Source organism: Chryseobacterium vietnamense, from assembly GCF_031454475.1.
Classification (GTDB): Bacteria; Bacteroidota; Bacteroidia; order Flavobacteriales; family Weeksellaceae; genus Chryseobacterium; species Chryseobacterium vietnamense.
This window is the reverse complement of sequence record NZ_JAVDQX010000004.1, coordinates 58,564-78,089: the sequence shown is the minus strand read 5'-3', so window position 1 is coordinate 78,089 and position 19,526 is coordinate 58,564. Positions and strand designations below refer to the sequence as shown.

Sequence of the window (19,526 nt, the reverse complement as noted above, 5' to 3'; positions counted from 1 at the left end):
AGTACTACGTAAAATACAAAATATTTAAAACAATGGAAAATACATCAGTAGCTCAAGAAACTCATACTCCCGATACTCAGTTTTTATCCTTAAATCCTTCTACTTTAGAGGTTATAGGGGAAGTTACCAACACTTCCCGTGAGGAGATTGATACTAAAATTGAGAAAGCAAAAAAAGCCCAGAAACTGTGGGCAGCAAGGCCCGATGCAGAAAGAAAAGAGATTTTATTAAAAGTTGCAGAAGCGCTTCAGCAAAACTCAAAACACCTGGCAGAATGGATTACCCGTGAACAGGGGAAACCGCTTAACGGGCCGGGTGCCAATTTTGAAATGCAGGGCTGCGTGGGCTGGACACAGGTGCCCGCATCACTGGATTTACCTGAAGAAATTGTTTTTGAAGACGAAACCCGTAAAGATGTTGTCTATAGAAATCCGATTGGAGTAGTGGCCGCTATTGCTCCCTGGAACTGGCCTCTGATGATCGCCATCTGGCAGATTATTCCCTCACTGAGAATGGGAAATGCGGTCATCATCAAACCTTCGGAATATACAACTTATTGCAGTCTGGAAATGATAAAGGTAATCAACAGTGTGCTTCCTGAAGATATTTTACAGGTGGTTACCGGAAGAGGAGAAGTAGGAGGTTACCTTACGTCACATCCGGAAATCGGAAAAATTATGTTTACAGGATCTATTGCCACAGGGAAGAAAGTGATTGAGGCTTCTGCCAAAAACATGGCCCGTTTAACGCTGGAATGCGGTGGAAATGATGCCGGAATCATCTTACCCGGACTTGATATTGCAAAACATATTGAAGGAATTTTCTGGGGCGCTTTCCTGAATATGGGCCAAACCTGCGCCTGCTTAAAAAGATTATATGTTCATGAAAACGATTATGAAAAAGTCGTTAAGACTTTGGCTGATTACTCTTCCCATATTCCGATGGGGAACGGAGCCGATGAGGGTATTGTTCTGGGACCAATCCAGAATAAAATGCAGTATGATAAAATTCAGGATCTGATTCGTGATTCCGAAAATATTGGAGCAGACTTTATTTTCAAAGGTCAGAAACCCGATCTTGAGGGATATTTCATTCCGGTAACACTTATCGGAAACGTAGATAACGGAGACAGAATTGTAGATGAGGAACAGTTCGGTCCGGTACTGCCGATCATTACATATAAAACAGTCGATGAAGCCATCAGTAAAGCCAATGATTCTGAAAACGGATTAGGAGCTTCCGTTTGGAGTGATAATCTTGATGAAGCACAGAGAGTAGCCGCACAATTGGAAGCAGGAACCGTTTGGATTAATCAGCATGGAGCTATTCATCCTTTTGTACCGTTCGGAGGAGCCAAACAATCCGGTTATGGAGTAGAATTCGGAATTGAAGGATTGAAAGCAGTCACAGTTCCTAAAGTAATCAGCATTAAAAAATAAAGGTAGAACTCATGAAATACGATTTTATAATTGTCGGATCCGGTTCGGCAGGAGCTGTAATAGCCAACAGATTAAGTGAGAACGAAAATATAAATGTACTCCTGCTGGAAGCAGGTCCCGATGATAAAGTGGCTGAAGTGGAGGAACAGGCAGGGTGGCCCGCTATCTGGAATACGGAGAGGGACTGGGCCTATCATACCGTTGAGCAGGAACATGCAGGAGGAAATACAAGATACTGGCCCCGCGGTAAAACATTGGGTGGCTCAAGTTCCATCAATGGAATGATTTACATCAGAGGACATCAGCAGGATTATGATAACTGGGCTTATAAAGGATGTGTAGGCTGGGACTGGGAAAGTGTTTTGCCCTATTTTAAAAAATCAGAAACCCATGAAGAGGGTGAAGATGATATTCATGGAGGGGCAGGACCACTGTTTGTTAGCAGGATCAAACGGCCGAATGCCATTTCAGTAAGTGCTATTGAAGCCTGTAAAGAACTGGGCTATCCTTTGACGGATGATTTTAATAAAGAAATCTGGGGAGCAGGTCTTAACCACCTTAGTGTAGGAAAAGATGGCAAAAGATGTTCTACGGCAAAAGCATTTCTGGATCCTGTAAAATCACGTTCCAATCTGCATATCCAAACCAATGCGCTGGCTCAGAAATTAATTTTTGAAGAAAACGAATGTATTGGAGTTCAGTATTTGAGAGATGGTGAATTAGTAGAAGTAGAAGCCGAAAAAGAAGTCATTGTATCCTGTGGAACCATAGAATCTGCCAAACTTCTGATGCTTTCCGGAATTGGTGATCAAAAGGAACTGGAATCACTTGGAATACCAGTGGTAAAAAATTTGAAAGGAGTTGGGAAAAACCTTCAGGATCATCTTCTGACAAGTGTTATTTTTAAAGCTAAAAAAGAAATTCCTGCTCCGGAAGCCAATCTCCTGGAGGCCCAGTTATTCTGGAAGAGCAAAGAAGAAATGGCTTTCCCTGATCTTCAGCCTTTGTTCATGGGACTTCCTTATTACAGCCCAGGATTCACAGGACCGGAAAACGCTTTTACATTCTGCGCAGGATTTATAAGACCTGCCAGTAAAGGATATATCAGACTTACTTCTTCCGATCCTTTAGCTTCACCGGAAATCAATCCGATGTATCTTTCTGAAGAATCCGATCTGGAAGCTCTTTACAAATGTGTCGAAATATGTCGTGAAATGGGAAGAACAGAAGCTATGAAAGAATGGAATGACGGTGAAATCTATCCCGGAGAAGGAAAAACAAAAGAAGAAGTCATTGATTATATTAAAAAATCATGCTCTACCTATCATCATATGACAGGAACCTGTAAAATGGGAACCGACAGCTATTCTGTAGTAGATCCCAGACTGAAAGTATATGGAATAAAAGGATTAAGGGTAGCAGATGCATCCATTATGCCGGATGTGGTTTCCGGAAATACCAATGCACCTACCATTATGATAGGTGAAAAAGCAGCCGATATGATCAAAGAAGATCATCATCTGAAAGCGTCAGACTCATCTGAAAAGTTATCGTTTGTTGTGTAAGAAGGTTTAAAAAGCCAGAAAGAAACCGTTTCACGAGTGTTGAAACGGTTTTTTAATGAAAAAATATAAGATCATGGAGATCAAAAACGTTGTAGCGCTTACCTTTGTTTAAAATAAAATTCATGACACCAGAAAAAAAGAAACTCATTACAGACAGCTTCGGCCGTTCGGAAACCTTACAGTTTTATAAAGCAGAACTGCTGGAAGTAGAAACCGATTTTATATCCATGAAGATTCCTAAAATGGAAATGATGACCCGAAAAGCAGGAATGTTCAACGGAGCAATGATCGCCTCTCTGGTAGACGTTTCTTCAGGATACGCCGCTGTGAGCCACTATCCGGAAGACTGTTATGTAGTGACTGTTGAGCTGAAAGTGAATTACCTTCGCCCGGCAATGGGAGACGCCCTGGTTTCAAAATCTTATGTCATCAAAGGAGGTGGAAAAATTATTGTAGTGAGAACGGAAATCTATGTCCAGACCGAAGGATCTGATTCAGAAAGCCATGTGGCAACTTCATTGGTCACGATGATGAAAATAAAATAGGAATTTAAAGGAAATAAAAGTCGAAATATTCCTTCAATAAAGGGTTTCAGAGAATTCTTTTTAGCGGAATGGAATGGCTTTTGCTCCATAAACCCCATAAACATTAAAAAATATCACAATGAACTTAATTATCCGACTTTTTATTACCGCGATTGTCGCTTACCTTTTAACCAAAATTTTACCCGGAGTACATTTTGAAGGATTCTCTTCAGCCATTATCTTTGCTATTGTACTTGGGGTTCTGAACATATTTGTAAAGCCTATTTTAAGTCTGTTTGGTCTTCCGCTGACCATTCTTACCTTAGGATTTTTTGCCCTGGTAATTAATGCCGCAATTGTCCTGATTGCAGACTATTTCATAGACAGCATGGTCGTAGATGGCTTCTGGTGGGCATTTATCTTCAGTATATTATTGTCAGTCGTAACTTCTCTGGCGAACTCTATGTTCTCAGATGGAGAATAATAAATGATAAACAATCAAAAAAATTCCGCCCTTTTTCAGAGCGGAATTTTTTATTTCTTAATGAATTTTACTACAACCAAATCGCCTTGTTGGTCTTTCATTCTTAGAAAGTAATTTCCTGAAACAAGATGACTGATCACAATTTCTTTGGTAAACCGGTCCTTAAGAAGGACTTTTCCACTCACATCTATAATTTCATAGTCCTGGAACTGTCGGTCGGTATGTACTTTTAAAATATCTGAAACAGGATCCGGATACACCTTGATTAAAACATTTTTATTTTTTGATGGTGTTTCACCGCTTGCCAAAAATAAGCAGGAAGGCGGAGTTGTTATCACACCATCTGTAAAATCGTAGTAAATAGTGCTTCCCGCCGGAATCAGACTGGTGCTGATAGTTTGAGGGATATTCTCAAAAAGAGTACAGTTGTTAAAACGCAGATTGGCATTTTCAAAATTTCTGGTTGTTTTATACCACGACTCACATCCTGCAGGCTGCATAGTAATTCCCGGCCAGAAGGTATCCATAGCAAAACCGTTAACGGCATTGGGGTTAACCAAATCCACCATGACACAGCTTCCTGACGTCCATGTGGAAGGTGCTTTAAAATAAATGACAGCAGAGGGAATCACTCCGGTGTAGTACTTTTTACTGATGACAGCAGAAGAATTTCCCTGTCCGTTAACAAGAAAGGCTTTGATTTCTTTATTCTGATTAATAAGGATTTGTACGCTGTTGGTTGCTGAGGCTGAGTTCAGTGTCGGGGTACTTCCATCGGTTGTATAATAAATTGTTCCGTTTCCTGAGATGGTGGCCAGATAAGGATTATCATAATGACTTGGAAAAGGACTCATCGTAAGCTGTGAAAAAAAGTATGAAGATACACAGAGTGAAGAAAAAAGTATAAATTTTTTCATATAAGAATGGGTATTAGTTTAGTCTTTTGTAAAACTAATAAACTTTTGCCATACATAAATCAATTATTTATCAACTTTAAAACTTAATGTTAATTCTTTCGTCCGTTTTTATTTTAAATATTAACTTTGGCAATCTTTGAATTTAATAAAAGGATGTAGGAGATCAGTTTATTTTGTACATCCGTTAAAAAATGAATATCAACATATGAAACTTAAGTACAGTCTGCTGGCTTTGGCAGCTCCGCTTTTAATGAATGCACAACAAGTAATGACGCCTGAAATTCTTTGGACTTTGAAAAAAGTTGGAGTACAGGCAGTTTCACCGGATCAGGGTTCCCTTATCTATAAAGTAGGACAGGTTGATCTGAAAACAGAGAAAACAAAAAATGAGAACTATTTTCTAAATGTTCTTAATCATCAGTCTTCCAAAATTGATTTCGGTAAAAAAGCACTTATTCAGTGGGATAAAAACGGGATCTATGCTCAGGAAGGTGATAAAATCTATCTTTCTAAAGATGCCGGAAAAACCTGGACGGAATTTTATACCATCGGGGAAGCTGATAATGTTGTCATTTCTCCTGACGGAAAGAAAATTGCCTTCAGTAAGCAGGTGTTGGTAGAGAAAGTAATGGGCAAAGATAAATTCAGTGATACTCCTAAAACAACGGCTCAGGTGTATACAGACCTGAACCACAGACACTGGGATTATTTCAATGAAGGGAAATATAACCATGTATTTGTGGTGAATACTTCTGATAAAGCAGAATCAGCTAAAGACCTGCTGGAAGGAAAAACATGGGATTCCCCACAAAGACCTTTCGGGGGTGCAGAAGATTTTATCTGGAGCCCGGATTCTGCACAGCTTTTATATGTTACCAAACCTAAAAGTGGTAAAGAATATTCTACAAGCACCAATACAGATATCTTTGCTTACGATCTGGCATCAGGTACAACCAAAAACCTTACAGAAGCAAATAAAGGATATGATGTAAACCCAAAATTCAGCCCGGACGGAAAATCTTTAATCTGGCAGAGTATGGCCAGAGATGGATACGAAGCAGACAAGAATGATGTAAAAATCCTGGACTGGAAGTCAGGGAAGACCACTAATCTTACCTCAGGCTGGGATGAAAGTGTTTCAGGAGATGTGCTTTGGGGAGCAGATTCAAAAACAATCTACTTTACAGCGGCATTCAGAGGAACAAAACAACTTTTCTCGCTGGATTCAAAATCAGCAAAAGTACAGCAGATTACCAAAGGAGATTTTGACGTAAACGAAATCTTTACAGACAATAAAACTTCACTGTTAGTAGGAAGAACAGACGTGAACCATGCTACAGAATTATTCTCTGTAAACGTTAAAAACGGAGAAATGAAGCAGGTAACTGAAGCCAACAAAGAAACATACGCTAAGTTAGCTCAGGGGAAATCCGAACTTAAAATGGTGAAAACTTCAGACGGTAAGGAAATGGGAGTTTGGTTCCACTATCCACCGAACTTTGATCCGAACAAAAAATACCCAACGCTGGTATACTGCCAGGGAGGTCCGCAGTCTGCGCTTACTCAATATTTCAGTGTAAGATGGAACTTTGCCTTAATGACAGCCAACGATTATATTGTGGTAGCTCCAAACAGAAGAGGTATGCCGGGCTGGGGAACAAAATGGAATGAAGAAATTTCAAAAGACTGGGGAGGACAGCCAATGAGAGATTATCTGGCAGCAACAGACTTTGCAAAAACTTTACCATACGTAGACGGAGACAGAGTAGCTGCTGTAGGAGCTAGCTACGGAGGATACAGTGTATTTATGCTGGCAGGAATCCATGAGAACAGATTCAAAACTTTCATCACTCATGATGGATTATTTGATATGAAATCCTGGTACCTGACTACCGAAGAACTTTGGTTTGCGAATTGGGATCTTGGTTCTCCATGGGAAAAACCACTTCCAAAAGCATATACAGAATTCAACCCAAGCAACTTTGTAGAAAAATGGAACAAACCTATCATGATTGTTCAGGGTGGAATCGATTTCCGTGTTCCTTACGAGCAGGGGCAGGAAGCTTTCCAGGCTGCAAAATTAAGAGGATTAAAATCTAAACTGGTATACTTCCCGAACGAAAACCACTGGGTACTTCATCCGCAAAACGGACTGGTATGGCAGAGAGAATTCTTCGATTGGCTGAAGGAAACTTTATAAGAACAATAATATAAAACATCAATAGAAACGGGCTTTAGCCCGTTTTTTTATGATTAAAAATTCCAATAGCTTTAGCTAAAACCTAAATAACTACGTTGGTTAAAGGAATTTAATTCAGGCTATTGGAAGCTGGAAGTAGCTGTTAATCTTAACATTTATAGAGACTGTTATAAATTAATGATATCATTGTTTAGAAAGATGAAAATATGGTCAACCCGTTTTTTATAACTTCAATAACTTCCTTCTTCAGGCTCCCAGCTTCCAACCTGATTAAAATAAATTAAATCTCTATATTTGGGTATGCAAAACCGTATTTCTTCATTTTCACCCATTATTGACGCTCAGTCTGAGATTCTGATTTTAGGATCAATTCCAGGAGTAAAATCACTGGAAAAGCAGCAGTATTATGGGCATCCACAAAACAAATTCTGGAAAATCATTTTTGAATTGCTGAATGAGGATTTTACTGATGATTATATCCAAAGAATTGAAACGATAAAGAAACATCATATTGCGCTTTGGGATGTGATTGATTCTTGCGAGCGAAAAGGAAGCCTGGATTCTGAAATCAGGAATGAAGAAGCTAATCAAATTGAAGAATTGCTTGAAGAACATCCGAACATCAAAGCCATATTTTGCAATGGTGGAAAATCTTATAAAAACTTGCTGAAACTTCTTGGTAAAAATTATAAACTTCCCATTTTTTTATTGCCTTCTACAAGTCCGCTTCATACGGTTTCCTTTGAAAAAAAACTGGAAGAGTGGAAGAAAGTTCTGGAGTTTTTAGGGTGAGAAGAGTCGTGGGGAGTTGGAGGGTTTGAGAGTGGGAGAGTTTGAGGGTTATAGTGCTGAAATTGTAAACGAATAAATTCCTGCGGAATGGATAAGTGGTACGCTTTATTTATCCATACACCTTGTCATTCCGTAGGAATCTATGCACTTTATAAACCCAGCTCTCAAACTCTCCAACTCTCAACTAGTTCCCAGATATTCCCTCAGTCCTTTCAATAGCTCTAATTGGTTTTTGGTTCTGTCCAGATTGTGTTCAGGATGCGTGATAAAATAGTAGGTGCTTCCGTTAAGGTAATCCGTCAAAAAACGAAGTTCCTGAATATAAATGGCGACTTGCGCTGCATAATCAAGATGATCAGATTCTTCGGGTGTCAGTTTTTCTTTTAAGTAGAATAAAAATCCCTCTTTTACAACCTTATACATTTCAGGATTGAAATTGTTTCGGGCTGTTCCATCATCTTCCTGTGTGGTATTGGTATAAGACTGGATCATCGTTCCGAAATCATATAAAATGGTAGAAATCATCATAGTATCCAGATCAATTACAGCTAATGGGTTATGCTTTTGATCAAAAAGAATATTACTGATTTTTACATCTGCATGAATAATTCTTTTAGGAATCTGATTGTTTTTCTCCATTTTGATCCAGTGATCAGGCAAGGACAGAAGCTGGTTGGTGATTTCTATTTCAGCCTTAGCGTTTTCTCTTAAATGAGGCGCTGCGTTTTTTAGTGAGTCTTTATAATCTGCAACCCTTTTCTCAAAATTAAGGAAGTTGGGAAGAGAATCTTCAATAGCAGGCAGTTTTTCAGTATTAACAGTGTTTAGAAAATAACTGAAGGTTTTAGCAGCATCAAAAGCCGTCTGTAAAGATGGAGCGGTAAGGAATGTAACGCTATTTTCTACAAAACTTAACATGCGCCACGGTTCGCCATTTATATCTTCTACCAGAAGTTTATTGGCCAGAGACCTGACAGGTTCGATAATCTGAAAATGATAATCATTTGACCTGAGAATTTCGTTAATTAACAAATGATTATTTACGATCACTTCCGGCTGTTTGAAAACATGATTGTTGATTTTCTGCAGAATAAACTTTCTGCTCTGATCTTTATCCTCCAAAAGATAGGTTGTATTAATTAATCCATCAGTAATAGGAGTAAGGTTATAATTATCCGTAGTAATAAATTCAGCAACAATAGCATTTATCTCCATAAATCTTCCGGGTATCTGTTATGGTTAATCTCTGAAATCAGAAAATCTATAATTTCCTTTTTATCATCAGCATAGGTAACCCCCATCCATCGGGACGGAGATGCTTTCACCTTTACCTTTACTCTGTTTTCGTCCATCATTCTCTGTACCGCAGAAGGAATATAAAATTCCTGATTAGGCAGCGGATCAGATTCTATGAAATCATAGAAATAGGCTTCAAGATAACAGAAAATATGAGGATGGAAAATAAAAAAGTTCATGGATACCAATGTTTCGGGATCTAATTTTATATTTTCTCCATTTTCAACATAAATAATTGAACTGTTGATTCTTTGGATAGAGGTTTGTTCCTCTACTTTAATCAGATAATTTTCAGCATCCAGCGTACAGATTCCTCTTGCTACAGCACCATTTCCACTCAATGTTGTACCCACAGGATAGGCAATCATCCCTAATTGTGTATCTGAAATATGGTGATGATTAATTTCATGGGCAGCCAGCTGATAGGCTTCTTTTCCATAGAAATCATCAGCATTGATCATCACAAAAGGTTCCTGTATTGAATATTTGGCACAAAGTACGGCATGGGCAGTTCCCCATGGTTTCTCACGATCAGGATAATCAAAACCTTCCAGAGAAATAGGAATAGTATCTTTCTCCTGATATACCCAGTGCAATTCAAAGTTTTTAGCTTTTGAAATCTGATTGAGTCTTTCAATATAACTTTCAGGAATCAGTTTGTTGACAATAATAACTACTTTTTGGAAACCGGCTTCCAGCGCATCAAAGATAGAATACTCAAGAATCGGCGAACCGTTATCAAGTATTCCATCTATCTGCTTGAGTCCTTTATATCTGCTGCCCAATCCGCCTGCCAATATGAGTAATGTTTTCTTAGAACTCATCGGTCATTCCAAATACTGGTTTGCGGGTTTTCCATTTTCCATTGGTAAAATCAGGGATGTCAACTACCTGACCGCCTTTGGCAATAGACTCTTCACTCAATGGGGTAATCGAATACCACAGGGCAAGATCATATACATCCATCGGGAATTCTATGTTTCGTTTAATACATTCAATAAAAGTATTCATCACAAAGAAATCCATTCCGCCATGTCCGGCGCCTGCAGCGGTAGTTTCAAACTTCTTCCACATCGGATGATCGTGTTCTTTCATCCACTTTTCAGTATTGTCCCAACGGTGGGTATGATTCATGGTCTTTTCAAAATAAATATGTCCCTGGTTAAAATCTCCCCAACCGAAATCCTGCCACAATCCTTCTGTTCCCTGAACTCTGAAACCAAGATAATAAGGTCTTTGTAAGCTCGTATCATGAGTAAGAAGAATGGTTTCCCCGTTGGCACAGGCAATCTGAGTGGTTACGATATCTCCCTGGTTGAATTTTACTTTGGCATTAGGATGGTTTTCCCCGCCTTTGGGATGCTCAACAATATATTTATGAAGTCCCACGGATTTTGAAGAGAATGAAGAAAGCCTTGTTAAACGGTTTCCCCTGTTGATATCCATCATCATGGCAACCGGGCCTAATCCATGGGTAGGATAAAGCTCCCCGTTACGTTTTACATAATGTTCGGTTCTCCATTTTGCTTCACTGAATCCTTTTTCTCCAAATTCAGCACCGGAATTGTATGGATTAACCCCGTCATTGAAGAGAACACCTCTCAGATCATGCTGATAACCGCCTCTTCCATGTACCAGTTCCCCGAACATTCCTTTACGCACCATATTCAGGATGGCCATAATATCTCTGCGGTAGCACACGTTTTCCATCATAAAGATAGGAACTTTTGTTTCCTCATATACCTTTACAAACTCCCAGCAGTCCTGAAGCTTAATAGCTCCGGAAACTTCCATGCCTACAATTTTTTTAGCGCGCATGGCTTCCACACCTTGGGTAAGATGCCATTCCCATGGCGTTGCAATAACAACAGCATCTATTGTTTTTAATTTTAAAAGATTCCGATAGTCGTATTCCCCATTGGAAAACTCCTGGGCAGCCGGTTTATTGTTGTCTTTAAGTATTTTTTGAGACGCGGCAAGCATTCGTTTCTCCGGATCTGCAAACGCAACAATTTCTACATCATTACGTTTTGCCAGCAATTTCACATGCTCCTGACCACGAAGACCTACGCCGATAAAACCAACGCGGACTTTTTTATCTGTTTTAAAATCATTGGAATAAGCAAATAAAGAATTGGGTAAAACCAATGCTCCAAAGCTTGCTAAAGCAGCAGTCTTAAGAAAGGTTCTGCGGGAGTTACTATTGTTCATCAATATTTTTTTTTAAATATATTAAAACTTTTTTTAAATCCCGATAAAGTGATGGGCAATATGATAATGAAGTAATGGAGGCGTTTGTAAGAATTTGCAGGTTCGTGGATTTTAAAGTTGAATGGTTTTTGAGTTATTGAATTACAGGTTGTTAATTTTCACTTTTTTATCGGTTTTGCTCATTTATATTTTTTTAATATTTGTTATCTGCATGAAAAATTATTGATTGATCCAGGCTTTTCTTAATGCAATTTGTTTTGAATCAGGATGGGATACGGCAGTTACTTTTCCAGTAGTTTCATCATAATTGAATCCTGCCTTTTCCAGGTATTCTTTCAAAGGAACAGGTTGGGTACCCTCTATATAATCTGTGAAAAATGTACGTATTTCAGGATAGGTCATTTTTGTAATTTCGTCAAAAAGTTCATTATCATTAAAATATTTACCTGCTCCATATTTTTTCATAAGCATCTGCATCAGATCCTGGGTTCCGGTTTTCCCATGAGAAAGTTCTCTTAGCCGTATATCTAAACAAAGCCCGAGCAATGCTCCTTTCATATAAAAGTTCATATACTGGTCCTGTCTTTCCATGGATTTTTTACTCATTTCTGTAAAAGAAAGAGTGTTGTCAAATTCTTTCATGCCTTTGATCTTTTCTTCCAGACTTCTTTCAAAATCTTCCAGACTGATCATTTTTTGTTTGACAGGCATATGAATGGTCGCATATTCTGTCATCCCTTCATAGAGCCACAAATGTTCAGACATGACAGGATTCAGAAAATCATAATGCTGAATTTCTCCTGAATGAATATTGAGTGGGGCAACAACGTGGAAAAACTCATGGGAAGCAACCCTGTGTAATGCATTGGGAAGAAACTTCATACTTCCGGAACGGTACAGGCAGACCGTAGAGTGGGAATGCTCAAGTCCGTCTCCCAAAAATCCATTCTCGTTGGATGATTCATAATAGATCAGGAATGCATATTTGTTGACCGGTAATGTTCCACCAAGATACGCCTGCTGATTTTTCAGAATGTTTTCTAGTTCGTGAGCAATTGTTTTGGAGTAATGCCTTTCCTTTTTATTATAGAATGATACAAGCACATCGGTGTGCCCTATTTTGAGCCATGTTGTATCGGGAACAGAATATAAAACAGGAGAATCTACCAGTTCGCGGTAATCCTTTGCCCGTACTATATCCGTATTCTTATTTTTCTGTTGATAATCTAAAGCGGAAGAAGCATAAAAATCTTTGTTTTTTGTAATCGTAATCCGATAAGGAATATCTTTCATTTCTTCAAAATATCCTACTAAAGAATTATAGTTGATGACAAAAATGCTGTCTTTTATAAACATACTGCCAGCAGATCGGGCTTCATTAGATTCTTTTTCCAAAGAGTCCCATCCGTCAGCTACCTGATAAGATATTTTCTTTACCCGATTGAGATCGTGTACCATCCAGCTGTTTTTGTCCAGACGTTCGGTTACTACTTTTTTACCGTTTTTATCAGTGGCTGTGAAATCAGAAACATATTGTCCGAAATTCATAGCCTGATAAAATCCGGGTACCAGTTTCGGAATGATAAATTTTCCCTGTTTAAGATTACTCTTTGGAGGTGAAAAAGATACCCGGACTTCATCATTGGACATATGAAGCAGATCTATAGTGTATTCGTAATTTTTCTTTGAAGTTTGCGCTATCATTACGTTAGGTAGTATGATGATCACAAAAAATAGCTTTATAAGGATATTCATGGGCTGCAAATCTTAATTATTACGAAAATTCTAAATCACTTCTAGCTTATGTCTGTTTTATTTTTCCATATAGTATACCTCTTCATAAGGCTGAATCAGTACCCATCCATGTCCTGAAAACTTCATCTGGAACTCTTCTCCGCTTCCTCTTCCGATAAGGCTTTTGAAAGAAACATTGGTTTTCAGTTCCGGGCTTAAGTTTCCGGACCAGGCAACAGTAGCATTAGGATCTGTGAAAACAGGAGTATCCGGAGTTACCAAAAGCGTAAGAGGATCTCCGTGGGTGGTAATGGCAATATGTCCTGTTCCTGAAAGTTTTGCCTGAAAAAGACCTCCGGACATCATTCCTGCGATACTTTTTAGCATGGTGATATCACTTTTCACACTTTGTTCGTGAGCAAGAATATCATTTCCGTTTACACAAACAGATTCATTATTCAGATATAAAATACGGACTTTCTTCCCGGAATCGGCCACATATAGTTTTCCGGTACCTTCTGCTTTCATCAGTCTGGCTCCCTCACCACTGATAGCTTTCTTTAAAAGGTTTCCAAGTCCTCCGGACAGCATTCCCTGTCTTTCAAAATTGATATTTCCCACATAACTTACCATGCTTCCTCTTTTCGTCCACACTGCCTGATTGTTAAGGTTGATTTCCAGAAGATGCTTTGTTTCCAGTTCAAAATAATCTCTTTGTTGTGGGTTTTCCTTCGTTTCGTTGATAAATGCTTCTATCGAATATTTGCTCATAATGATATATTTTTATTTGTTGCTTTTATAGTGTTATTATTTCAGTTTGTCGAGTTTATACTCCCTTTTGTTACTTTTAGGATTCAGATCTACAAATTCGTACTCTTCAAAATTGGCAAGTCTGGCTTTGAACATTTCAGTTGCTTTTTCCAGCGACCAGGTTTTGGGATAGTGAAAGCCTTCAAATTCAGCATTGAAAATTTTGGCTTTGAAATCATGTGCAAACTCATGATCGCCTGCGTAGGTAAGCGCTATTTTGCCCGTCCATGTAATATTATACCGATTATGATCTGTTTCTGAAAACCGGATCTGATGCCCGGCACAGCTGTCATGTCCCAGCAGGTAGATGTTGAAAGCAAGATCATCATCATCAGAATGTTGTTCAGAAGGGAGATCATTACTGAAAAGGTCATTTTTAACAACAGCATCGAAATCCAGCTTTTCATCAAGGTTGTTAATTCTGATGCCTCTCTGTTCACCCCAATAATTGGAAGAAAGTGTACAGGCGTGATAATTTCTCCATACGATTTTGGAGTCCCAGTCGGACAGATCTTCGTCCTCGTCTTCATTGTTTTCATCGTCATTGGCATAATAATTTTCAGTTTTTAAATGAAAATCAAACCAGATAAATCCATATTCATCAATCCGCCCGCTCCAGCTGAAATTTTCAATTGCATGACCTTCAGGATACGGATTATCAATGAAGTATATTTTGCTTACAGATTCCATATTGAATTTTAATTTTCCCAAAAATACTCTTTTTATACCTTGAAACTGCCCGTAAAATCACGGTTTTATATTTGATTGTAAATAATACTTGACAAAGGGGTGTTCAATGTCGTATATTTGCACTCCGAAAATTACACCTTGTAATTTCAATAATTTTTAAACCGTAATTTAAAAAATGAAAACATCAGATTTTAATTTTGATCTTCCTGCGGAATTATTAGCAGAACACCCATCAGAGCACAGAGACGAAGCGAGATTAATGGTACTGGATAGAAAAACACAAACTATCGAGCACAAATTATTCAAGGATGTTGTGGATTATTTTGATGAAGAGGATTTGTTCATCTTCAACAATACAAAAGTTTTCCCTGCACGTCTTTACGGAAATAAAGAAAAAACAGGTGCTAAAATTGAAGTTTTCTTATTAAGAGAGCTTGATAAAGAAACCAGAGTCTGGGACGTTTTGGTAGATCCGGCAAGAAAAATCAGAATTGGTAACAAATTATTCTTCACAGAAGATGAGTCTTTGGTAGCTGAGGTTATTGATAACACAACTTCAAGAGGAAGAACATTAAGATTCTTATTCGACGGTTCTTACGACGAATTCAGAACAAAACTAAAAGAGTTGGGAGAAACTCCGCTTCCAAAATATATCAAAAGAGCAGTAGAACCTGAAGATGCAGAAAGATATCAGACGATCTATGCAAAAGTAGAAGGAGCAGTAGCTGCACCTACAGCAGGTCTTCACTTCTCAAAGCATTTGATGAAGAGATTAGAGATCAAAGGTATCAATTTTGCTGAAGTTACCCTTCACGTAGGATTGGGAACATTCAACCCGATTGAGGTAGAAGATCTTTCCAAACACAAAATGGAGTCTGAAGAAATTATCATCGATGAGAAAAATGCTGCCATCATTAATAAAGCAGTTGAAACTCACAGAAGAGTATGTGCAGTAGGAACTACTACCATGAGAGCACTGGAAACTTCTGTTTCTTCAAACAAAAAAATCTCTGCTTTCAACGGATGGACAAATAAATTCATTTATCCTCCTCACGATTTTGGAGTAGCGAACTCAATGATCACGAACTTCCACACGCCGAAGTCTACTCTGATCATGATGATTGCTGCATTTGCGGGAAGAGATTTCGTAATGCACGCTTATGAAGAAGCCGTAAAAGAAAAGTATAAATTCTATTCTTACGGTGACGCAATGTTAATTCTATAAAAAAAAGTAAAAAGAGCCAAGTTAAAGGTAATACAAGTAGAAATGAGACAAAATGATTTACTTATAAGAACTTTTACATTTGGGGTTGATTGTCTTAAGTTTTTAAGAACGCTTCCCAATGATTCTGAAAGTAAATTAATAAGATTTCAGCTCGGAAAATCAGCTACTTCAATAGGCGCTAATTATGAAGAATCCCAAGCAGGATCCTCTAAAGCAGATTTTAAAAATAAAGTAAAAATTGCTTTAAGAGAAGCCAGAGAAAGTCATTTTTGGCTTCGGGTTTTAGAAGGATTAGATGGTTATGATTCTGAGGAATTTAAAGCTTTATTGAATGAAAGTAATGAATTGAAAAACATTTTGGCTGCAATAGTTAACAATACTAAACTTTAAACCTTTTACTTTTAACTTGGCTCTTTAATATTATGAAAGATATCCGTACATTATCATTAGACCAGCTTAAAGACTACTTTGTGTCTTTAGGAGAAAAGCCGTTTCGCGCGAAACAGGTCTATGACTGGCTATGGAGTAAAAACCTCCATTCGATTGACGAAATGACGAATCTTTCAAAATCACTTCGTGAGAGAATTTCGGAAGAATATACCATTAATCCTGTTTCCGTAGACCTTCTTCAAAAAAGCGCTGACGGAACTATCAAAAACGGAGTGAAACTTCACGACGGACTGATGGTGGAATCTGTTCTTATTCCTACAGAAACAAGAACTACAGCCTGTGTATCTTCACAGGTAGGATGCTCATTAAACTGCGAATTCTGTGCTACAGCAAGACTGAAAAGAATGAGAAACCTTGAAGTCGCTGAAATTGTAGATCAGGTAGCCCTGATTGACAGCCAGAGCAGAATGTATTTCGACAGACCGCTTTCCAATATCGTATTTATGGGAATGGGAGAGCCGATGATGAATTACAAAAACGTAGTGGAAGCCATCAAAAAAATCACCCAGCCGGAAGGTTTGGGAATGTCTCCAAGAAGAATTACCGTTTCTACATCCGGTATTCCTAAGATGATCAAAATGCTTGCAGATGACGAACTGCGTGTGAAGCTGGCTTTATCCCTTCACTCTGCTATCGAATCCAAACGTAATGAGATCATGCCTTTCTCTGATAAATTCCCGTTAACGGATATTATGGAGGCTCTTCAGTACTGGTATCAGAAAACCGGTTCTGTTATTACTTTTGAATACTGCGTATGGAAAGGAATCAATGACGGTGATGAAGATATTAAAGCTTTAATTAAATACTGCAAACAGGTTCCTTCAAAAGTAAATCTGATTCAATACAACCCGATCGGGGATGGAAAATACGATCAATGCAATAAACAGGCGGAAGAAAATTACATCCGTCAACTTGAAAATGCAGGAGTAACGGTAATGGTCAGAAGAAGCCGTGGAGGTGATATTGATGCCGCTTGCGGACAGTTAGCCAACAAAACAACAGATTAAAATTTCCTTAAAAAAAGCCTAAAACTTTCTTAAAAAATAGGTTAAAACCCTACCTTTGCACAAATTATTTTGTGATGATGGATTTTCTTATGAGCGAGGACGGGCTGGAAAATGTGTATGCATGGGCGATCCCATTGCATGCTACTGTTATTTTAGCTGAAATGATTTACAGCCACGTTTCAGAAGCTAAATTGTATAGCGGGAAAGATCTTGCCACCAATGTTTATCTTGCATTGATGAACTTTGGCCTTGACCTTATCATGAAGGCATTTGCCATGGGAGTGATGTTTTTCTTTTACCATCACAGACTTTTTACATGGGATCTTAGTGTATGGTATTTGCTGGCTTGTTTTATCATCACAGACTTTGCTTATTATGTGCTGCATTATGTAGACCATCGCTCCAGAGCGTTCTGGGCAGTTCATATTACGCACCACAGTTCAGAATATTTTAACCTGACAACAGGATTCAGAAGTCCCGTATTACAGCCTCTTTACAGATATTTATATTTTTCACCGCTTGCATTTTTAGGATTCAATCCATGGCATATTATGGTAGCATACGCTATCGGACAGGTGTATGGAACATGGGTACATACGCAGACTGTGAAAACTATGGGATTCCTGGAATATATCCTGGTAACACCTTCCCATCACCGTGTGCACCATGCATGTAACGTGAAATATCTGGATAAAAATATGGGAATGTGTCTCATTATCTGGGATAAAATATTTGGAACCTTCCAAAAAGAAGATCCGAATGTACCTGTAAAATATGGAATCTATCCAAAAATGCCGGATAACAGACCGGATACTGTACTTTTTTATGAATGGAGAAAAATCTGGAAAGATCTGAAGCAGCCGGGATTAAAATTTACAGACAGAATCAATTATATTTTCAATTCTCCGGGATGGAGACATGACGGAACCGGAAAGACGGTAAGACAATATCAGAAAGAGTATTTTGCCAGACAGGCACAAAAGAAAGAACAACAGCAAAATCAGAAAGAGCAGAAAACGGCTTAACTTCTGATTTAAAACCAATAGAAATCTAAGTGAAAAACGGGCTGCTTTAGTCCGTTTTTCTATTTTTGAAGGAGACTTTTTTAAAGTAGCAACAACACTTTGTCCATTCTGTAGGAATCTAGATTTTACCTCAAACTCGAATCCCGAAACCTAAAATCTAGTATCTCATTCAGGCTCTCAAACCCTCAAACCCACCAATCTTCAAACTCACAATAAAACCCTATTTTTGTCTTATGAAAAAAATCCTCCTGATTGTTGCTCTTTTTGTTATCCAACCTGCATTTTCCCAGCAGACTGATTTTCTGAAAATAAAAAAATACAGAGTTAATTATCTTGATGACAGGATTGAAGAAACTTCAGGACTGAATATTTTCAATGGAAAACTGTATACATTCAATGACAGTGGAAATGCTGCCGAGCTTTTTGAGATTGATAAAAAAAGTGGAGAAATTATAAGAACTCTGAAAACCAATTTAATCAATACGGACTGGGAAGCCTTAGCCAATGATGGAGAAAATTTTTATATCGGAGATTTCGGGAATAATACCGGAACAAGAAAGGATCTGATGATTTACAAAGTCCCATACCAACGTCTGGATGAGTCTAATGCCATTAAAATTCCCGGTTCAGAAAGAGCCTTAGACGGAACAAAGGTTCTTTTTTATTATCCGGAGCAGACTGAGTTTATTTCTAAAAATACCAGGAACGACTTTGATGCAGAAGCCATGATTTATCTGAATGGAAAGCTTCATATATTTACCAAAGAATGGGCCTCAAAAGCAACCTCACATTATACCGTAGATCCTGAAATTTCAGAACTGCAACAGGCAGAGAAAATAGAAACTTATAAAACCGGTTTTGTAGTTACCGATGCCTCTTATTTTGATAAAAAACTTTATTTGATAGGATATACCAAGAAAACAGAAGTCTTTTTAGATATTTTTACGGAAACAGAACCCGGAATATTTTTTAAAGGAAAACCCAGGCATTATTACCTTGGGTCTGCGCTTTCATTGGCACAGATTGAGGGAATAAGTGTAGATGAAACAGGAATTTATATTTCAGGAGAAAAGTTCAGGTCTCCACTGGGAACTGCAAAACCTTCATTTTATTTTATTCCGAAAAATCAACTCAAAGATTAATTTGCCTTAAAATTG

The 19,526-nt window shown here is 38.2% G+C and carries 18 protein-coding genes; 11 read left to right on the top strand and 7 right to left on the bottom strand.

What is annotated here, in order from left to right:
- Positions 1–32: 32 nt before the first annotated feature.
- The 4 genes from J2786_RS17460 to J2786_RS17445 all read left to right on the top strand — a co-directional run bounded on the left by J2786_RS17460 (position 33) and on the right by J2786_RS17445 (position 4,012).
- The gene (locus J2786_RS17460) at positions 33–1,439 is read left to right on the top strand and encodes an aldehyde dehydrogenase family protein (protein ID WP_047433749.1); all 1,407 of its coding nucleotides are present in this window, start codon (positions 33–35) and stop codon (positions 1,437–1,439) included.
- Between the two features lie 11 nt (positions 1,440–1,450).
- Positions 1,451–3,004: a GMC family oxidoreductase gene (locus tag J2786_RS17455; RefSeq protein WP_052187108.1), complete on the top strand. Its 1,554-nt coding sequence runs from the start codon at positions 1,451–1,453 to the stop codon at positions 3,002–3,004.
- A gap of 122 nt (positions 3,005–3,126) precedes the next feature.
- Positions 3,127–3,549, top strand: a complete 423-nt coding sequence (locus J2786_RS17450) for a PaaI family thioesterase (RefSeq protein WP_047433747.1) — start codon at positions 3,127–3,129, stop codon at positions 3,547–3,549.
- A 118-nt stretch (positions 3,550–3,667) separates the two neighbouring features.
- Positions 3,668–4,012 carry a phage holin family protein gene (locus tag J2786_RS17445; RefSeq protein WP_047433745.1) on the top strand — a complete coding sequence of 115 codons (345 nt, stop codon included), beginning with the start codon at positions 3,668–3,670 and terminating at the stop codon, positions 4,010–4,012.
- Positions 4,013–4,062: 50 nt separating this feature from the next.
- Here J2786_RS17445 and J2786_RS17440 read toward each other — a convergent pair whose 3' ends face one another.
- Positions 4,063–4,929 carry a chitobiase/beta-hexosaminidase C-terminal domain-containing protein gene (locus J2786_RS17440; RefSeq protein ID WP_047433744.1) on the bottom strand — a complete coding sequence of 289 codons (867 nt, stop codon included), beginning with the start codon at positions 4,927–4,929 and terminating at the stop codon, positions 4,063–4,065.
- Between the two features lie 205 nt (positions 4,930–5,134).
- Between J2786_RS17440 and J2786_RS17435 the strand changes: the two genes are divergently transcribed.
- Complete coding sequence (locus J2786_RS17435; protein WP_047433742.1) at positions 5,135–7,129, top strand: S9 family peptidase; 1,995 nt, start codon at positions 5,135–5,137, stop codon at positions 7,127–7,129.
- Between the two features lie 300 nt (positions 7,130–7,429).
- Positions 7,430–7,921, top strand: a complete 492-nt coding sequence (locus J2786_RS17430; protein WP_047433740.1) for a DNA-deoxyinosine glycosylase — start codon at positions 7,430–7,432, stop codon at positions 7,919–7,921.
- A gap of 180 nt (positions 7,922–8,101) precedes the next feature.
- Here the strand turns inward: J2786_RS17430 and J2786_RS17425 are convergent, their stop codons facing one another.
- The 6 genes from J2786_RS17425 to J2786_RS17400 form a co-directional block, all read right to left on the bottom strand.
- On the bottom strand, positions 8,102–9,136 hold the full coding sequence (locus J2786_RS17425) for a phosphotransferase enzyme family protein (protein WP_052187107.1): 1,035 nt from the start codon (positions 9,134–9,136) through the stop codon (positions 8,102–8,104).
- Entirely contained in the window at positions 9,127–10,041 is a 915-nt protein-coding gene (locus J2786_RS17420) for a nucleotidyltransferase family protein (RefSeq protein ID WP_047433738.1), read from the bottom strand. Before J2786_RS17420 ends, J2786_RS17425 begins: the two co-directional genes overlap by 10 nt.
- The gene (locus J2786_RS17415) at positions 10,031–11,428 is read right to left on the bottom strand and encodes a Gfo/Idh/MocA family protein (protein ID WP_047433736.1); all 1,398 of its coding nucleotides are present in this window, start codon (positions 11,426–11,428) and stop codon (positions 10,031–10,033) included. Before J2786_RS17415 ends, J2786_RS17420 begins: the two co-directional genes overlap by 11 nt.
- Positions 11,429–11,647: 219 nt before the next feature.
- The gene (locus J2786_RS17410) at positions 11,648–13,156 is read right to left on the bottom strand and encodes a M61 family metallopeptidase (RefSeq protein WP_310026057.1); all 1,509 of its coding nucleotides are present in this window, start codon (positions 13,154–13,156) and stop codon (positions 11,648–11,650) included.
- Positions 13,157–13,240: 84 nt separating this feature from the next.
- On the bottom strand, positions 13,241–13,933 hold the full coding sequence (locus J2786_RS17405; protein ID WP_047433734.1) for an AIM24 family protein: 693 nt from the start codon (positions 13,931–13,933) through the stop codon (positions 13,241–13,243).
- Between the two features lie 36 nt (positions 13,934–13,969).
- Positions 13,970–14,683, bottom strand: coding sequence for a hypothetical protein (locus J2786_RS17400; RefSeq protein WP_310026054.1), 714 nt, complete (start codon positions 14,681–14,683; stop codon positions 13,970–13,972).
- A 154-nt stretch (positions 14,684–14,837) separates the two neighbouring features.
- Here J2786_RS17400 and queA point away from each other — a divergent pair, with 154 nt between their 5' ends.
- From queA to J2786_RS17375, 5 genes are all read left to right on the top strand, one after another.
- On the top strand, positions 14,838–15,887 hold the full coding sequence (gene queA, locus J2786_RS17395) for a tRNA preQ1(34) S-adenosylmethionine ribosyltransferase-isomerase QueA (protein ID WP_047433731.1): 1,050 nt from the start codon (positions 14,838–14,840) through the stop codon (positions 15,885–15,887).
- A gap of 42 nt (positions 15,888–15,929) precedes the next feature.
- Positions 15,930–16,277 carry a four helix bundle protein gene (locus J2786_RS17390; protein ID WP_047433729.1) on the top strand — a complete coding sequence of 116 codons (348 nt, stop codon included), beginning with the start codon at positions 15,930–15,932 and terminating at the stop codon, positions 16,275–16,277.
- Between the two features lie 32 nt (positions 16,278–16,309).
- Positions 16,310–17,344 (top strand): dual-specificity RNA methyltransferase RlmN, encoded by a 1,035-nt coding sequence (gene rlmN, locus J2786_RS17385; RefSeq protein WP_047433728.1) that lies wholly within the window; start codon positions 16,310–16,312, stop codon positions 17,342–17,344.
- Between the two features lie 74 nt (positions 17,345–17,418).
- Entirely contained in the window at positions 17,419–18,369 is a 951-nt protein-coding gene (locus J2786_RS17380; RefSeq protein WP_047433726.1) for a sterol desaturase family protein, read from the top strand.
- A gap of 233 nt (positions 18,370–18,602) precedes the next feature.
- Positions 18,603–19,511, top strand: coding sequence for a YjiK family protein (locus J2786_RS17375; protein WP_047433725.1), 909 nt, complete (start codon positions 18,603–18,605; stop codon positions 19,509–19,511).
- The last annotated feature ends 15 nt before the right edge of the window (positions 19,512–19,526 follow it).